This window comes from Brevibacterium sp. 'Marine' (assembly GCF_012844365.1).
Lineage (GTDB): Bacteria > Actinomycetota > Actinomycetes > Actinomycetales > Brevibacteriaceae > Brevibacterium.
This window is the reverse complement of the sequence record NZ_CP051626.1, coordinates 284326-299086: the sequence shown is the minus strand read 5'-3', so window position 1 is coordinate 299086 and position 14761 is coordinate 284326. Positions and strand designations below refer to the sequence as shown.

At 62.8% G+C, this 14761-nt stretch carries 12 protein-coding genes; 8 read left to right on the top strand and 4 right to left on the bottom strand.

The features are described 5' to 3' along the window. Positions 1-182 precede the first annotated feature (182 nt). From HF684_RS01325 to HF684_RS01290, 8 genes are all read left to right on the top strand, one after another. Positions 183-1121: a phosphate/phosphite/phosphonate ABC transporter substrate-binding protein gene (locus HF684_RS01325; RefSeq protein ID WP_169251001.1), complete on the top strand. Its 939-nt coding sequence runs from the start codon at positions 183-185 to the stop codon at positions 1119-1121. 11 nt (positions 1122-1132) lie between these two features. Next, a complete protein-coding gene (gene phnC / locus HF684_RS01320) occupies positions 1133-2038 on the top strand; it encodes a phosphonate ABC transporter ATP-binding protein (RefSeq protein WP_211168041.1) in 906 nt (301 codons plus the stop codon). After that, a complete protein-coding gene (phnE, locus tag HF684_RS01315; protein WP_169250999.1) occupies positions 2035-3714 on the top strand; it encodes a phosphonate ABC transporter, permease protein PhnE in 1680 nt (559 codons plus the stop codon). Before phnC ends, phnE begins: the two co-directional genes overlap by 4 nt. A gap of 111 nt (positions 3715-3825) precedes the next feature. Beyond that, positions 3826-4518 carry a phosphonatase-like hydrolase gene (locus tag HF684_RS01310; RefSeq protein WP_169250998.1) on the top strand — a complete coding sequence of 231 codons (693 nt, stop codon included), beginning with the start codon at positions 3826-3828 and terminating at the stop codon, positions 4516-4518. Further along, positions 4515-5585, top strand: a complete 1071-nt coding sequence (locus HF684_RS01305; RefSeq protein WP_248279067.1) for an alcohol dehydrogenase catalytic domain-containing protein — start codon at positions 4515-4517, stop codon at positions 5583-5585. The genes HF684_RS01310 and HF684_RS01305 overlap by 4 nt, the downstream gene beginning before the upstream one ends. Before the next feature lie 156 nt (positions 5586-5741). Beyond that, entirely contained in the window at positions 5742-6620 is an 879-nt protein-coding gene (locus tag HF684_RS01300) for a LysR family transcriptional regulator (RefSeq protein ID WP_169250997.1), read from the top strand. Positions 6621-6726: 106 nt separating this feature from the next. Continuing rightward, complete coding sequence (kdgD, locus tag HF684_RS01295; RefSeq protein ID WP_169250996.1) at positions 6727-7674, top strand: 5-dehydro-4-deoxyglucarate dehydratase; 948 nt, start codon at positions 6727-6729, stop codon at positions 7672-7674. 109 nt (positions 7675-7783) lie between these two features. Then, positions 7784-9943, top strand: coding sequence for an aldehyde dehydrogenase family protein (locus HF684_RS01290; protein WP_169250995.1), 2160 nt, complete (start codon positions 7784-7786; stop codon positions 9941-9943). A gap of 223 nt (positions 9944-10166) precedes the next feature. Here HF684_RS01290 and HF684_RS01285 read toward each other — a convergent pair whose 3' ends face one another. From HF684_RS01285 to HF684_RS01270, 4 genes are all read right to left on the bottom strand, one after another. Further along, complete coding sequence (locus HF684_RS01285) at positions 10167-11816, bottom strand: M24 family metallopeptidase (RefSeq protein WP_169250994.1); 1650 nt, start codon at positions 11814-11816, stop codon at positions 10167-10169. 119 nt (positions 11817-11935) lie between these two features. Then, a complete protein-coding gene (locus HF684_RS01280) occupies positions 11936-12715 on the bottom strand; it encodes an ABC transporter ATP-binding protein (protein WP_139467842.1) in 780 nt (259 codons plus the stop codon). 13 nt (positions 12716-12728) lie between these two features. Then, positions 12729-13757 (bottom strand): ABC transporter substrate-binding protein, encoded by a 1029-nt coding sequence (locus HF684_RS01275; RefSeq protein WP_169250993.1) that lies wholly within the window; start codon positions 13755-13757, stop codon positions 12729-12731. A gap of 11 nt (positions 13758-13768) precedes the next feature. Next, positions 13769-14617, bottom strand: coding sequence for an ABC transporter permease (locus HF684_RS01270; protein ID WP_169250992.1), 849 nt, complete (start codon positions 14615-14617; stop codon positions 13769-13771). Positions 14618-14761: the final 144 nt, after the last annotated feature.

Sequence of the window (14761 nt, the reverse complement as noted above, 5' to 3'; positions counted from 1 at the left end):
GCCCGACCGTTTCAGTGACCGTCGCCACGATACGTCGGGGTAACTCCGAACCGACCGTGAAGTTGTCATGTCCAGTCGGTGAACTGCCCAGACTTGTATAGACATTCGTTGATGGGCTCGACAGGATGAATGCGAACGATCACTCCCGTATCGCAACCTGCTCTTCGAAAGGCAACCCCACCATGACCTCCCTCCTCCGCTCCAAGGCGGTCCGCACGATCACCGCCGGCCTCCTCGCCCTGCCCCTGCTCGCCGCGTGCGGCAGCTCCGGAGGATCCGGCGACGACACGATCACCTTCGCCGCCGTCCCCGCCGAATCCTCCTCGACGCTCGAGTCTTCCTTCGAGAACGTCACGAAGCTGCTCGAGGAGGAGACCGGCCAGAAGGTCGAATTCCAGAACGCCTCGGACTACGCCGCCGTCATCGAAGGCATGCGCGCCGGCCAGATCGATGCCGCCTCCTTCGGCCCCTTCGCCTATGTCATCGCGAAGGACTCGGGCATCGACATCGAACCCGCCGCAGCACCGACGAACGACAAGGCCAAGGACCCGGCCTACACGTCGCTGGCCTATGTGAAGAAGGGATCGGACATCACAGGCCTCAAGGACCTCAAGGGCAAGAAGGTCTGCTTCGTCGACAAGGCCTCGACCTCCGGCTACCTCGTGCCGATGAAGGGTCTGCAGGATGAGGGCATCGACATGGACAAGGACCTCGAACCAGTGCTCTCCGGCGGCCACGACGCCTCACTGCTGTCTCTGAACTCCGGTGACTGCGATGCCGCATTCGCCCACGATGCCATGCTCACCACCCTCGAGAAGTCCGGCCAGGTCGAGAAGGGCAGCCTCGAACCCGTCTGGGAGTCCGACCCGATCACCGAGGACCCGATCGCGGTGAACAACGACTCCCTCGACGCCGATACGGCCGCGAAGATCACCAACATCCTGCGCGAGAAGGCCAACGTCCCGGCGATGGTCGAGGCCGGAACCTGCGACTCCGAGGACGACTGCGTCCTGCCCGAAGAGATCACCTACGGCTACAAGGAAGTCTCCGACGCAGACTTCGATGCGATCCGTGACATCTGCGACGCCACCCAGGCCGACGCCTGCAAGAACGTCGGTTGAGAAGGATGACCATGACACACCCTCACCCCACCTCCAACCCGACGACGCCTGAGCTCCAGACGGAGATCGACTCCATCTATTCCGTCCAGCTCGATCATGTCACGAAGGACTTCGGCGGCGGAGTGCTCGGCCTCGACGACGTCAACCTCGGGTTCCGCACCGGCGGGATCAGCGTCCTTCTCGGTCTCTCCGGCTCCGGCAAATCCACCCTCTTACGCCATATCAACGGACTGCACAGTCCCTCCTCGGGGAGGGTGCGGGTCCTCGGCCAGGATATGGACCGGCTGCGCCGCTCCGAGCTGAAGGCCGTGCGCCGCGACATCGGCGTCATCTTCCAGTCCTTCAACCTCGTCGGCCCGATGTCCGTGCTCGAGAACGTCTGCGCTGGCGCACTGGGATCGCTGCGCGGACCGCGCATCACCCTGATGATGTACCCGAAGGCCATCCGTCGCGAGGCCCTGGAGAAGCTCGACCGCGTCGGTCTCGCCGACCGTGCCTACCAGCGCGCCGACACGCTCTCCGGCGGTCAGCAGCAGCGGGTCGCGATCGCCCGCGCACTCATGCAGCACCCGACGGTGCTGCTCGCCGATGAGCCGGTCGCCTCCCTCGACCCGGTATCGGCCCGCGACGTCATCGACCTGCTGCGGCAGATCTCGGCCGAGGACGACCTGACCGTCATCGCCTCCCTGCACCAGGTGCAGCTGGCCATCGATTTCGCCGACCGGATCATCGGTCTGCGCACCGGCCGGGTCGTCCTCGACCGGAAGACCGCCGGGCTCAGCGCCGAGGAGGCCTCCCAGATCTACTCGAGCGTATCCGGAATGGACACCGCCGCCGAGGCGGGCGACAACACCGTCGGATCGCAGACCGCGAAGTCCCCCGCCGAGGCGACCGCCCGGGTGGGAGCCACCCGATGAGTCTCGTACTCGACCGTGAGGCTCCCGCCGTCGTCGAACCGCAGCGTCCCCGTCCGTCGGGGAACTCCACCGTGGCCGTCATCGTGCTCATCGGCCTCGCCGCTTCCGGTGCCTGGTCGGTGTGGTCACTGGGCATCGACATCGCCACGATCGCCTCGTCGTTCGACAATGCCGTGGGGTTCTTCTCCCGCATCGTCCCACTCGACTTCCCGGCCTTCGGTGAGACCGTCTCGCTTGTCGTCGAGACTCTGGCGATCGTGTTCTTGGCGACTCTGCTCTCCGTTGTTCTCTCGATCCCCGTCGCCCTCTTCGCCGCTCGCCCCACTCGGATGGATCGCGGTTCGCAATGGACGGCGCGGGCCCTCATCGTGCTGGCCAGGGCGATTCCCGATCTCGTGCTCGCCATCGTGTTCCTGCGGATGTTCGGACTCGGAGCCACGGCCGGCATCATCGCCATGGGCATCCATTCGGTGGGGATGATCGGCAAACTCTATGCCGATGCCATCGAAGAGCTCGACGATGGGCCCCGCGAATCGATCGAAGCTCTCGGCGGCAGCCGCTCCCAGCAGATCCTCACCGCGATCCCGCAGTCGCTCATGCCGCAGCTCATCGCCACTGCCCTGCACCGGTTCGACATCAACCTGCGCACCTCGGTGCTGCTCGGCTACGTCGGCGTCGGCGGAATCGGTCTGGCCATCGCGGACTCTCTGCGCACCCTGGACTACCAGCGCGGAATGGCGCTGGCGGTCATCGTGCTCATCCTGTGCATCGTCATCGAGCTCGTCTCCGGATCCATCCGGGCCGCGCTCATGGCCTCGACGGGGGCGACGATCACCGGCGGCACCTGGGTCGACCGGATGTTCAACCGGGGCCGGGTCACCGGGGTCGGGGACCTCGACCTCACCCCGCCGTGGAGCGTGGCACGGTTCCGTCGCTTCGCCTCGGCGGCGGTGCTCATCGTCCTCACGATCGCCGCCCTGTGGCGGGTGGACGTGTCATGGTCGGCACTGGCCGCGGGTCTGCTCGACCTGCCGCAGACCCTGGCCCTGTTCTTCCCACCGTCGACCGGCGGGACGCTTACCAACCTCGTCGAGCAGCTGCTCGTCACCATTCAGATCTCGCTGGCGGCGACGTTCATCGGGGCGCTCCTCGCGGTGCCCATCGGCATCCTCGCCGCCCGCAACGTCGTGGCGAACCGGGCCGTGCACAAGACGTTCCGCGTCCTCATCGTCGTCGTCCGCGGTATCCCCGAGCTCATCCTCGCGATCATCTTCGTCGTCATCTCCGGACTCGGCGAGGTGGCCGGAACCCTGGCCCTGTCCATCGGCGCGATCGGCCTGCTCTCGAAGCTCATCGCCGACTCCATCGAGGAGACGGACCTCCAGGTCCAGGAGGCGGTGCGGGCCACCGGAGCCGGCGAGGCGCAGGTGTTCTTCGCAGCCACCCTGCGGCAGGCGGCACCGGCGTTCGTCGCCCACATCATGTACCTGCTTGATACGAACATCCGCTCGGCCACGCTGCTCGGCGTCGTCGGCGCCGGAGGAATCGGATTCCTGCTGCTCAACGCCTCGCGGGTCAACCAGTTCGATGTCGTGACGATGGTGCTCATCCTCATGGTCGCCGTCGTCCTCGCAGTCGAAGCCCTGTCCATGTGGCTGCGCCGAGCCGTGCGCTGAGCCTGCGCAATCAAGTCCACCCGCCCGCCGAGATTTCCGTCCGCCGACCAAGCGGGCGAAGCAGAGCCCACGAACTCGCGTGGGCACCACCGCAAGAGAAAGAGAATCGACATGAGACAACTTGCCGTCTTCGACATGGCCGGAACCACCATCGACGAATGTGACGAGGTCTACCGCGTGCTGCGCGAGGCCACCAAACGCGAGGGCGCGGACTACTCCGATGAGGTCTTCCAGAAGTGGATGGGCACGGAGAAGCACTGGGCGATCGAGAATCTGCTCCGCCTCGGCGGGGCCGAGGTCACCGAGGAGGTCCACGAGCGGGCCTGGCAGTGGTTCCGTGCCGAGCTGCGCGAGACCTACACCAAGAATCCGCCACGGCCGCTGCCCGGAATCGAGGAGGCCCTGTCGACTCTGCGGGAGCGCGGGATCAAGGTGGGACTGACCACCGGATTCTCCCGCGAGATCGCCGATCTCATCTTCTCCACCATGGGGTGGGCACCGGGCCAGACTTTCGACGTCTCGGTCACCGGCGACGAGGTGCCCGCCGGACGTCCGGCACCGGACATGATCAACAAGGTCATGGAGGCCGTCGGGGTGACCGACCGCGCTGCCGTCGTCAGCGTGGGAGACACCTCGGCGGATGTGGAATCGGCGCTGGGCGCCGAGGTCACGGCCGTGGGCGTGCTCACCGGACACCTGAGCCGGGAGGATTTCGCTGCCGAGGGCGCGCACCTCGTCCTCGATTCCGTGGCGGATCTGCCCGCGGTCCTTGCCGAGCAGGAAACCGCGGTGGTCGCGAAGTGACGGTTCAGGCTCATTCGACGATGACCGGCACCGAGGCGGCCGATCGTGGCCGCGCGACCGTTCAGCCGTTTGCCCAGGTGTGGACCGGCGGTGCCGATTTCGAGCTCCGCAGGTTCGACCGGCCGCAGCTGGCACCAGGCGAGAGCCTCATTCGACTGACTGCGGCCACGGTGTGCGGGTCCGACCGGCACACCGTCAGCGGACGTCGTCCGGGGGCGTGCCCTTCGGTGCTCGGCCACGAAGGTGTCGGCATCGTCGAGGACACGTGCGGGGATGTGCCCGTCGGCACTCGCGTGGTCTTCTCGGTCACCTCGGTGTGCGGTCAGTGTCGGAACTGTCGACGCGGGCTGAGCGCGAAATGCACCTCGGTGCGCAAGGTCGGCCACGAATCGGCCGAGTCGGACTGGGCGCTGTCGGGCACCTACGCCAGCCATATCCATCTGCCCGCCGGAGTGGCCATGGTCCCGGTGCCGGAGTCCCTGCCCGACGGGGTGGCGGCGACCGCCGGATGTGCCGTGGCCACGGTCATGGCGATGTGTGAAGCCGCCGGTGACCTGCAGGGACGACGCGTGTTCGTCAACGGCATCGGGATGCTCGGACTCACCGCGGTCGGGGCTGCCCTGTCTCGCGGTGCCGCCGAGGTCATTGCCGCCGATCCGCATCCGGACCGCCGCTCTCTGGCCGACCGGGCGGGGGCTGCTCGGTCGGTTGAGCCGGGTGTGGAGCTCGCTGATGTCGACGTCGCGCTCGAGCTCTCGGGCGCCGAGGCGGGCGTGCGCTCGTGCATTTCGTCGTTGGGCGTCGGGGGCGTTGTGGTGCTCGCCGGCAGCGTGACGCCGGGGCCGCAGGTGTCGATCGATCCCGAGCAGATGGTGCGCGGATGGCGCACGATCACCGGGGTGCACAATTTCGAACCCCACCACTTGGCCGAAGCCGTGGAGTTCCTTGCAGCCGACGGTGCCGCTCTGCCGTGGAAGGACATCCTAGGCGGCCCGATCCCGTTGACGGACCTGCCGCAGGAGTTCGCGCGCCCGACAAGGGCCCTCCGCACAATAGTCTCTCTCTAATTGCTACGTGGCGGCGGCCCAGCAACCTCGCGCGAGGTTGCTGGGCCGCCGTCGGGTAGCACGGAAGGTGTTGCTGACAACTGAAATCGTGGTGCCCCACGCCCGATACACTGCTGAACAGCACAGGCCGTGGCCCCGGAAGAAAACGAGCGAGCGATGCAGTTCACCTTGGCACAGATCACCGGCTTCATCGCGGTGGCCGAAAACCTTCACTTCGGACGCGCCGCTGAAGAGCTGAATATGACCCAGCCACCGCTGAGCCGGCAGATCCAGAAGCTGGAGAAATCGATCGGTGTCCACCTCTTCGAACGCAACAATCGCACCGTCACACTGACGCCGGCAGGTGAGGCCTTCCTCGCTGAGGCATACGGTCTCCTCGCATCCGTCGAGCGTGCCCCTCGGCGAGCACAGAAGATCGCCGAGGGCTCCTGGGGTCAGATCACCATCGGGTGCACTGCGGTCTCGACGTTCGGCGTCCTTGGCGGTCTCGTCTCGACCCTGGCAGAACAGCTGCCGGGCATAAGCGTCGAGATCGCCGAGATGGTGACGGCAGAACAGATCAAGGCCTTGTCTGAGGGCAAGATCGACATCGGCCTGGGGCGAGTGGGCCGCATCCCCGAGACCATCGACGCGACCCTGGTCCTGTCTGAGCAGCTCGTACTGGCAGTTCCGTCGGACCATGCGTTCGCCGCACGTGACTCTGTGGGCACAAAGGAGATCTCCGGTCAGCGACTGCTCATGCACGATGCCACGAAGGCTCGATACTTCTACGATCTCACCGTTCGCTACATCGATGTCGAAGCCAATGAGGTGGCTCACTCGCTGAGCCAGATCCTAACCATCGTCAATCTCGTCGCTGCCGGTCGCGGCATTGCCGTCGTCTCGGAATCAGCTGCTCACCTCGGCGTCGACGGTGTCACCTATGTCCCGCTCCACGACGCTCCACGCGATGTCGTCGAACTTCATGCGATCTGGAACCCGGAGTCCCGCAACCCGGCGCTCAAGGAAGTCCTCACTTTGATTCGCAGAAAGTGAACACAATACCTTCCGAGCATCAATGCATATATAAATAATCTTGGACAGGAATTATTCCTCGTTCCTACAGTGGGATCACTATCCCGACTAACAAGGACGTCATTCCGTGGCCAATTACCAACCTCAAGAACTCGCCGACCACCTCAAGGACGGACTCCTCTCCTTCCCTGCGACAGCATTCAACGAAGACCTGTCCCTCGACGCCAACGCCTATTCCGACCACATCGCTTGGCAGTCGAGCTTCGACGTCGCCGGACTCTTCGCCGCTGGCGGAACCGGCGAGGGATTCAGCCTCACTCCCCCGGAAGCGAAACAGGTCGTGAGCTTGGCCGTTGCGAACTCACGAGCTGAGGTGCCGGTCCTTGCTTCGGCAGGGGGTGCGACTGCACACGCCGTTCAGAATGCGATCGACGCCGAGGAGGCCGGAGCAGAGGGTCTCCTCGTCCTTCCTCCCTACCTCACTGAATGCGGCCAAGACGGCCTCTTCGAGCACGTGTCCGCCATCTGCGAAGCTACGAAGATCGGCGTCATCGTCTACAACCGTGCAAATGCGGTCTACTCGCCCGAGACCGTTGAGCGCCTCGCCGACACCCATGAGAATTTCATCGGCTTCAAGGACGCGCTCGGCGACATCGAGCAGCTGACGAAGGTCTACGCTCGCACTGGCGACCGCCTCTTCTACCTCGGCGGACTTCCGACCGCAGAAGTCTATGCACTGCCGCTGCTGCAATTGGGAATGAGCACCTACTCATCCGCCATGTTCAACTTCGCACCCGAGTTCGCCCTCGACTTCTACGATTCAGTACGCAAACAGAACCGCGCCGCAGTGACAGAGAAGCTCAATTCCTTCGTCCTGCCCTACTCGAAGATCCGCGAACGAGTTGCCGGCTACGGCGTCTCTATCGTCAAGGGCGGCCTCAAAGTCATCGGCCGCGACTGCGGGCCGGTCCGGCCACCCTTGCAGAACCTCACCGAGGCAGACCTGCAGGATCTCGAACAAGTTATGTCCGCTGCGGGCATCCGCCTCGACCGAACCGCGTCCGCGGTCGCCTGAACGGTCAGGACGCCACGCATCCACGGCTGAGACAACCACACCCACAGATCGGCGCCGATCGGCTTGAGCCGGTCGGCGCCGAAATCGCTATCAGGAACAGAGGTCACTCATGACGACACAGCTCACTACCGCGACGACCGACGCGGACGTCCACACATCACTTTCCGGCACATCAATTGTCGCCGGCACCAAAACGCCGGGAAAGGGGGAAACCAGCCGCGCAATCAATCCTGCGACGGGCGAGACCTTGGCTCCCGAATACACGCTGCTCACCGAGGAGCAGGTATCCGCAGCCATCGCCGAAGCCCACGACGCCTTCCCTTCGTACCGCGGCACTTCGCCGGAGATCCGCGCAGCCTTTCTCGAGAGCATCGCAGCCAACATCGAGTCCGACGCGCAGCGCATCGTCGATCGGGCCGCCCTGGAGACCGGACTTCCTGCGGGGCGCCTGAATGGCGAGATCACCAGAACCTCCAACCAGCTGCGCCTGTTCGCATCGGTCGTCCGGCTCGGTGACGCCCACGGAGCGCGCATTGATCCCGCGCTCCCTGACCGAGCACCGTTGCCGCGCCCCGATATTCGTCAGCGCAAGGTTCCTCTGGGGCCCGTCGCTGTCTTCGGCGCGAGCAACTTTCCCCTCGCTTTCTCGACGGCAGGCGGTGACACCGCTTCGGCACTTGCTGCTGGATGCCCAGTCATCGTCAAGGCCCATAATGCCCATCCCGGGACCAACGAACTGGTCGGTGCCGCCATCACGCGTGCCGTTCGCGACAGCGGACTCCACCCGGGTGTCTTTTCACTCGTCTATGGGTCTGGCGCCGAGGTCGGGCAGCAGCTTGCCACGGACCGGCGAATCACGGCCGTAGGATTCACCGGTTCCAGGACGGCCGGAGTGGCGCTGTCGGCCGCCGCTGCGGCTCGCCCCACACCGATCCCCGTCTATGCCGAGATGAGTTCAATCAATCCCGTGTTCGTCCTGCCGGGGGCCATTGCCGGTGACGTCGCCGAGGTGGCCCAGGGCTTTTTCGGGGCAGTGACCGGTTCCTCCGGTCAGTTGTGCACCTCCCCTGGAATTCTCTTCGTTCCCAACGGCGACCGCGGAGACGCTCTGACGGCTCGCATCGCAGAGGAATTCAACTCGTCGAAGGGCCAAACGATGCTCACCCCCTCCATAGCCGCAGCCTGGCAGAGCGGAGTCGACCAGCTTTCAGCACAGCCGGGAGTCTCATCTCTGGCACAGGGGTCGGATGGAGAGACGTTCAATGCGCCCGGACCCCGTGTGTTCACGACCTCAATCTGGGACTTCGCATCGAATAAGGAGCTGCAGAACGAGGTCTTCGGGTCTGCAGCCATCGTCGTGCGCTACGACTCGACCAATGAGCTGGTGCCTGCCGTGGCAGAGCTCGAAGGACAGCTGACTGCGACACTGCAGATGGGTGAACAGGACACCGAAGTGGCAGACGCGCTAGTGCACGCGCTGGAACTCACCGTCGGCCGGATCATTGTCAACGGTTGGCCGACCGGAGTCGACGTCGGTCACGCGATGATCCACGGTGGACCATTTCCAGCGACGTCGGCTCCCCAGACCACCTCGGTGGGTGCAACCGCGATCGACCGCTTCCTCCGCCCGGTCGCCTACCAGAACGTCCCGCAGGCCATTCTTCATCCGGTTCTCCAAGAGGCCAATCCTTGGGCAGTGGCCCGGGTGCTCGATGGTCGATACTCTGCGGCAGAACGTGGCGGCGCCTCGGACGCAACCGACGCGGCCGCCTCGGCGAAATCCTTCGTTGCCAGCGTGCGCCACCGTCTCAAGAAACTCGGATTCGACCTTCCCTTAGCCAATCCTGCCAGCTACAGCTACAAGACGGTGACCGTCGCCGGCGAGTTGGCCTTCGTATCCGGGCAGATCGCCAAAAGCGACGGAGAAGTACCCGTCCAGGGAGTCATCGGTGAAGACCTAAGCATAGAGGACGGAATTGCGGCAGCTCAGCTGTGCGCGGTGAATCTCATTGCCCAGCTGGAGACGAACCTCGGTCTGGACAATGTCGAGAGCATCGCCAAACTCAACGTCTATGTGGCCAGTCCAGCAGACTTCAGCAAGCACCCCATCGTCGCTGAAGGAGCTTCCAAACTCCTTGTCGATGCTCTGGGAGACGCCGGTCGTCATGCACGCACTGCTCTCGGAGTCCCGCGCCTGCCTGCGAACTCACCGGTTGAGATCGAAGCAGTGATCAAGCTCAAGAGTCCAGGTGAACTCCGCCCCAACTGATCAGCTGGGAAGCTGACAGCGAAAACGCAGAGCGGTCCGGTCGATTCAACGACCGGACCGCTTTTCAATTCCCTGCTGGCCAGCAGACAGCTCCATCTCACGTTTCTGCTGCCCTAAAGCTACGCAACGGGGCGGACACTCCCTTGTGAGAATGTCCGCCCCGTTCAACTTGCAAGGAGTCGGGCGTACTGCGTGAGACGCATCGAAGTGGAGAGATCCTGTCTCAGCGCTTTGAGAGGATATAGGTCCGGTCCGCCCCGATGTACCAAAGGTCCTCGGTGCCGATCGCCACATTGCCGTACCGCCAAGGAATCTCCGCTGCGCCGAAGGACCCGACATCCAAGACATGCTTGTAGCCGGGACGCAGCTCGTTGGCGAATGACTCCTGCTTGCCCATGAGGTGCCCGACATTGCGCTTGCGGTATTCCGTGTTGAAATCCACTTCTTCACCAAGCATGCCGATCTCGATCATCCTACCGAGGTGGGGTGCCAAGTAGTCCAAAGTACCTGCGTGGACGTCTTCGCACACGACTCCGGGGCGCAGTTGGCCGATGATTCCCTCACGGACCACGTCGAAGAAGAACTCATACGCTTCTTTGGCGCCGTCGGTGCGCGGAAGCGACCGTGCCATGTCGGAGGTCGCCACAGTGATCCCGTCGAAGGTGATTCGCACACCAGCGTCGAGTTGGATGCACTTCGTGTCATCGTTGATCGGGAAGTCGACGGGAGGCCCGGGGAACAGCATCCTGTTCGAGGAGTGCAAGTTGGTGAAGTACGGTTCGACCGCAAAGGGAATCACGTTCTCCGTGCGAAATTCGACGATTTTATCCACGTAGCGCGCGTAGATGTCGAGCTCGGTGAACTCAAGCCCCGCCGCCAAGGATTCCTCTGCCCATTTCAGAGCCTCTTCGATGGCGAAGACGCTGCACCTGGCAGCGACGATCTGAAACCCGAGGTCTTCGTGGTCGCGAACGTCGCGCCAGTGACCGAGAGCGGTCGACAGCTCGTTGAGGACGGCGCCTTCGGCCTCGAGTTCGAGCGCCAGACCGGTTGCAATCCACTCCTCCTCAACGCCGATCTGGTTACCATGGGCCAGTGCCACAGCTGCCGCACCGAATCCTGCGAAGCGGCCGACCGGAGTGCCGGACACACCGTGCGCGGTCTCCGGAGCGAGAACATAGAGCTTCTCGTCCTGAGTGGACCAAACCGCCAGTTGACCTTCGCTCTGCTGAGTTCCGACGACCTCGCTGAAGTTCGGCGGAGCGGAGATGACGACGGCGTCGAGCCCTCGGTCCTTGGCCATCGACTGCAGAGCCGAATAGCGCGTATCGGTCTGCGACTGGATCTCCTTGCTCAGTCCGTCAAGGTGTTCGACATCAGCGATGAGCCGCGTCGCAGTCTCCGCTCCGAGCTCACGCCAGCGAGAGAAGCGCTCAAGAACCACTGCGGTGTCGATCTCATAGGCAACAACCGGAGTCGTCGGCTGCTTGTCGGCGACGACGTCGAGGCTCTTCGACAGCGTCGAGTAGTGCTTCATGACGACACCGGAGTCGAGACCGACCTGTTCCCCTTCTGCGAGCTCCTCAACCAATGTCGCCAGTGATGCTGAGGCCGGTGTATCGGCAATAATTCGGGGATCGATCGTCACCCACGGCGCATAGAATCTCATCCGCTCCTTCGGCACCCCGGCGGACAGGGCGTTGCCCTGCTCCTGCTGGCGAACAAGCAGCACTTCACCGTCGGTCGTGTCGGCGATGATCGGTGCAACCAGGGGGCTCGAATCTAGGCGAATCGCAGAGAACAGAAGGCTCTTCTGGGCATCTAGTCCGAACGAATCTGCCAGACGCGTCTTGTCGGTTGTCAGTTTGATCACTGCGTTTTCAACTCCATATCTTCCTTGAGACGTGTTCGCCTCTACCGGTGTGCCTTGGGCCGAAGGTGCCCTGCCGGCCATCCCAGTCTTGTGTTGGTCGGGCCGGACGATCGGACCGCTCAGCTGATCCCGGCGGTGACGCCGATGTGGGATTCGATCTCCGCCACGTAGCTGGCGAAGTTCTCTGAGAATTTGTGCTCTTTCGCGCGGGGACGTTCGATGTCCACTTTGACGTCGGCGACGATCCGGCCCGGACGATCGCCGACGACGACGACTCGATCTGCCAGCCATACAGCTTCGGAGATGCTGTGAGTGACGAAGAGGACACTGCAGCCCGTGCGACGCCAGATCCGCTGGATCTCGAAGTTCATCGAATCGCGTGTCATCGCGTCGAGCGCGCCGAATGGCTCATCCATGAGGAGGATTTCCGGACGTGAAACCAACGCGCGGCAGATGGCGACGCGCTGTTGCATTCCGCCGCTGAGTTCGTAGGAGTACCGAGTCGCCTTCTCGCCGAGTCCGACCATGTGCAGCAGCTCCATGGCGTGGTCCTTGGATTCCGATGTGACAGCGTCACGAAATTCCAAGGGCAGGAGGACATTGTCGAGATTATTCCGCCAGGGCAGGAGAACCGGGCTCTGGAACACCATTCCGATGTCCTTGAGAGCGGCGCTGATCTCGCGTCCGCGGATGAGGATTTCGCCTTCAGAGGCTTCCTGCAGACCCGAGATCGTGTTGAGCAGCGTGGTCTTTCCGCTGCCGGACTGGCCGACGATTGAGACGAACTCCCCCGGATTGACGTGGAAGTCGAGTCCCTTGAGGACGACGTTCTCCTGCCCGTCGCGAGAGGTGTAGGTCTTGCCGACGTTGTTCACTGAGATCGCATAGTCAGTGGTCATGGTCGTACTCCATTCACTTTGTAGGTGCCGCAACGTCTTCGTCATGGCGAATCGGGTCGATGTAGTCGTTCGTATAGATGTCGTCGACGGTGAGATCGGTCGAATTCTCGAGACCGAGGAAGTCGGTAGCCACGCTCAGCATCTGTCCAACTCCATCGTCGGTCATCACACCGAACTGGTCGTCTGACTCTCCGGTGGCCCAGTTCAATTCGCATTGCGACTTGAGCGCATAGGTCACGGTCTCCGGTTCATACCCTTGGACTTCCTTCGTGAAGTCGTCTGCAGTCTGATCCGGGTGGTCGCAGGCCCAGAGAAAGCCCTTCTGCATAGCGCGGTTGAACCGCTCAATACGCTCGGGATCGTTCTTCAGGGACTCATCCGAAACCACGATGCCGTTGCCGTAGAGGTCGATGCCCACGTCAGACCATTTCAGGATGTTCGCCTTCTCACCGAGTGCCATCAGAGCCGGCTCGTCGGAGACGTAGAGCGCGAGGTTCGCATCCCAACGATCGGCCAGCAGACCTGGAATCTTCGATTCGCCGGTGGCATGGACGACATTGACGTCATCCTGTTTGAGTCCACTGCGTTCGAGCGCGAGCGGCCACATCGCCGTCATGGCACCGGCGCCTTCAGTAGCCACCGTCTTGCCCTTCATATCATCCCAGGTTTCGATACCCGAACTCTCTAGTGCGATAGTCGCGTACGCTGATCGGGCCTGTAGCAGGTTCACTTGCTTAACGTGAGCTCCTTTGCCCTGGCTGAGGATGGTCGCGCCGAAATCGGCCCATCCGGCGTCGACTCTCCCGGTTTCGACGGAAGTCACGGTGTTCGTCGAACCGGAACCCGGCATCAGCGAGACGTCGAATCCCTCCTCTTCAAAGAACCCTTCAGCCTCAGCTGCGAAGAACGGTGCATGTTTCGGCAGATAGGCGACGTCGACCATGAGGTTGAAGTCATCAAGTCCGTCCTTTGGCGTGCATCCTGTCAGAGTGACGACAGACAGCAGGAGCGGCGCAACTAGCAGTTTCTTCAAGATGTGCATGGTTCCGCCTCTCACTTCGTGTAGTTCTTCCACGGCAGCAGCTTCTTCGAGATGAGGTCGATGATGAAGAAGAGAAGCAATGCGATCGCCGCAAGCACGATGAATGCTGCGAACATCGAGGGGAGGTCGACCTGAGAGTTCGCGAGAAGAATGACGTATCCGAGTCCCTTGGACCCGGCGATGAACTCACCGACCACGGCACCGCCGACAGCCAGCGAGATCGAGATCTTAGCTCCCGTGAAGATCGAAGGAAGCGCATAGATGAAATCGATCTTCATCATCTTCTTCAGCTTCGAGGCACGGTTGATGCGTGCAAGGTCCTGCAGCTCGTGCGGCACAGAGTTGAGCCCGTCGAATGTGTTGATGACGAGCGGGAAGAATGCGATGGCCATTGCCACGAAAGCCTTCGACTCGAAGCCGAAGCCGAACCAGACGATGAACAGCGGCGCCAGAGCGACCTTCGGAATCGTGTCGATGGCGATGAGCGCCGGATAGAGGAAGGGACGAAGGAAGGAAGCGTAATAGAGGAGTGCTCCACACAGAACGCCCAATGCTGTGCCGAGCGCAAAGCCTGCGAGACCTTCCTGCAGGGTAGTGAGAGCGTTGACCGCGAAGTATCCCGGGTTCGTGAACAATTCTTCGAACGCCGAAATCGGACCGACAAGCAGATACTTCGGGAAGTCGAAGATGAAGACTGCTAGCTCCCAGATCGCGAACAATCCGACGAGCCCGACAACAGCTTTGATTCCCGCTGTGAGTGACTCAGGTTTGAGCCTAGATGCAGTCGGCGGAGCTGCCGGCGCAGGGCCGGGCTCCACAGGTCGAACTGCATCGGTATCGATGCGTGGTGCTGTTGTCATTGGCGATCCCTCCATTGGGTTCTGGTCCATGAGCAGGTGTGGCATTGCATTTGTGACGTGGAACAACTGTGATGCGTTCCAGTATTCGCGACTCAACGATGCCTGTCCAAGATTGTTTTCGCATGTTTCGATACCCTGAAGGAA

Coding starts and splice junctions, on each gene's coding strand:
- HF684_RS01325 (WP_169251001.1), top strand. CDS start 183: ATGACCTCCCTCCTCCGCTCCAAGGCGGTCCGCACGATCACCGCCGGC.
- phnC (WP_211168041.1), top strand. CDS start 1,133: ATGACACACCCTCACCCCACCTCCAACCCGACGACGCCTGAGCTCCAG.
- phnE (WP_169250999.1), top strand. CDS start 2,035: ATGAGTCTCGTACTCGACCGTGAGGCTCCCGCCGTCGTCGAACCGCAG.
- HF684_RS01310 (WP_169250998.1), top strand. CDS start 3,826: ATGAGACAACTTGCCGTCTTCGACATGGCCGGAACCACCATCGACGAA.
- HF684_RS01300 (WP_169250997.1), top strand. CDS start 5,742: ATGCAGTTCACCTTGGCACAGATCACCGGCTTCATCGCGGTGGCCGAA.
- HF684_RS01290 (WP_169250995.1), top strand. CDS start 7,784: ATGACGACACAGCTCACTACCGCGACGACCGACGCGGACGTCCACACA.
- HF684_RS01280 (WP_139467842.1), bottom strand. CDS start 12,715: ATGACCACTGACTATGCGATCTCAGTGAACAACGTCGGCAAGACCTAC.
- HF684_RS01275 (WP_169250993.1), bottom strand. CDS start 13,757: ATGCACATCTTGAAGAAACTGCTAGTTGCGCCGCTCCTGCTGTCTGTC.
- HF684_RS01270 (WP_169250992.1), bottom strand. CDS start 14,617: ATGACAACAGCACCACGCATCGATACCGATGCAGTTCGACCTGTGGAG.